Raw genomic sequence first — 2,484 nt, 5'->3', positions numbered from 1 at the left:
CGCCGTTACTGCATTAGCTTGTAACTGTCGAAAGGTAGCCGGTCCATCCAGCTCGGGCATCATGACATCTAGCAGAATAGCATCAGGCTGATCTGCCTCAGCCTTAGCTAATCCCTCTTTACCAGAAGCAGCTGTCAAGACTTCCCACCCTGCTGCTGCTTCTAGAGAAAATTGGATGATTTCTCGAACCCCATCATCATCATCAATCACTAAAATGCGCTTAGTTGTCATGGTTGTCACCTTCTGCTGCTGCTGTTTGTTTTGGTAAGGTAAAATAAAAACTGCTGCCTTCACCAACAGTACTCTCAACCCAGATTTTGCCTCCGTGCTGCTCCACTATATTACGGCAAATCGCTAACCCTAAACCCGTCCCTCCCTTTTTACGGGCATCGGAAGCATCAACCTGTTGAAAACGCCCGAATATACTTTCAAGTTTGTCAGCAGGGATTCCCCTACCTTGGTCTTTAACGGTAAATAAGATCATGGCACTGTTTGGGTCAGGGGGTGAGGTGGTTTCTGGTTCCTCTGGCTGTTGCAGTTCCACTGTTAACCATAGGCTAGAACCTCTGTCTGAAAATTTAATCCCATTGCTGAGTAAATTGGTTATTACTTGAATAATGCGATCGCTATCAGCCTCGAATTCAATCTCAGATTCAACGGCTTGGGGCGAGACTTCCAATTTAACCCCAGCTCGATTAGCCATCACTTGCACCTGATCAACAGCTTTAACCATCAACTCAGCTGCATTCACCGGCTGCTTCGACAAACGGATCTTACCGGATTCCAGACGTTCGAGTTCCAAAATATCGTTAACCAGTCGCACTAAACGCTCAGCACTGTCAGCGGCAATGCCAATCACACGCTGTCCTCGTTCAGACTGAGGTTGAATTAGACCAGTTGATAACAGGTTCAAGGCACCATGAATCGAGGTTAAGGGGGTACGGAGTTCGTGGCTGACCACTGAGGTGAATTCATCTTTCATCCGTTCAATAGCGTAGCGCTCGGTAATATCTTCCCCAATACTCATGGTGCCAATGGCCTCTCCCTGGACATTTTGGAGTAGGGTATTATTCCAAGCAATGATTTTTTCTTGCTTTGATTTAGTCAGAATCGAATGCTGATAGTGGGATTGAAAGTCTGGCTCTAGGATATCTTGGAAGTATTGCTGTACTGACTGTTGCTGGTAATTGGGCAGGAACTTTTCAAACCAGTCCTTGCCTAAAACTTCTGCTTCTGTGTACTTAGTCAATTCTAGGAAGAAGGGATTAACATACTCCACTTTACCCTCTCGGTCTAGTCCCACCACCACCAGTCGCACATTTTCGAGAAGGCTGCGCCACCGTCGCTCTGATTCCTGTAAGCTAGCAATTAACTGGGTACGTTCTTGTTCAAATCGTTTGCGTGAACTAATATCTCGCTGCAACACTAAGATATAACTAATGTTTCCTTGGGTATCATGAACCACTGAGCAGGAAGAGTCTGTGGTAAGAACAGTGCCATTTTTGCAGACAAACTCAATTTCTTGACGATGGGTTCCTTGCTCCAGTAAAACCGGAAACTCTTGCTGGCAAATGTTTTGGTATCTGGGGGTAAAAAACTCTTCTAACCGATTACCGATCAATTCTGATTCAGAATAACCTGACTGCTGGATGACAGCGGGGTTGACTTGCTCAATCATGCCCTGAGTATCTAAGATATGGATAAAATCCGGGGCAGATTCAAACAACGAGCGGAATCGTTGTTCGCTTTCGAGTAAAGCAGCTGTGCGCTGTTGAACCCTAATCTCTAATTCTCGATTGAGTTGTTGCAATTCTCGATTGAGTTGTTGCAGTTCAGCTTCTTGCTGTTTACGCTTGGTGATATCCGTAGTGATGCCATGAAGATGTACAGAGGTGCCATTATCACGGATAACCACATGAGCGCGATCGTTCAGCCAGCGAATTTCTCCATTACTGAGCTGAATTCTATATTCTAAATCCCACGATTCACGACGGTTTTCTTGAACAGCTCGCCATGCCTTCTCAACACGATCACGGTCTTCTGGGACAATAAACTGTCGCCAGAGGTTGTCTTGATCGCTGAATAACTCGAAAGTTGGGCGACCGTAAACTTGCTCGAAGGCTATATTAACATAGCGCAGTATCCCAGAAGGGAGTGATACTGACCACACCACGTCTTGAAGAGAACTCATAATTGCTTCGAGCCGCTCTTGGTTGGACTTCAGCGCCTTTTCATTTTCTTGCAATGCTTCTTCTGTCTGCTTGCGATCGCTAATATCCGTAATTGAACCAACCACTCGCACTGCATCACCTGTTTCATTCCAAAGTGCTTGTGCCTGGTCAAGAATCCATTTGTAGCTGCCGTCGTTGCACTGTAAGCGATACTCTTGAATATAATAGGAGGTTTTTTGTGCTAAGTGATCCTCCATAGCTTTGATCACCTGGTCTACATCATCGGGATGGATGTGTGTCCACCATTGATGGT

2 protein-coding genes are annotated in these 2,484 nt (G+C 45.7%); both read right to left on the bottom strand.

Annotated elements, in window-relative coordinates; genetic code table 11:
- Positions 1-231 (bottom strand): response regulator (locus F6K37_RS38055; protein ID WP_287256254.1); only part of this gene is annotated, 231 nt, incomplete at its 3' end.
- On the bottom strand, positions 221-2,484 hold a 2,264-nt coding region (locus F6K37_RS38050), incomplete at its 5' end, for a PAS domain S-box protein (RefSeq protein ID WP_287256251.1). The genes F6K37_RS38055 and F6K37_RS38050, both read right to left, overlap by 11 nt.

It is taken from the genome of Moorena sp. SIO4E2 (assembly GCF_010671945.1).
Taxonomy (GTDB): Bacteria; Cyanobacteriota; Cyanobacteriia; order Cyanobacteriales; family Coleofasciculaceae; genus Moorena; species Moorena producens.
This window is presented reverse-complemented; position numbering and strand designations above follow the sequence as displayed.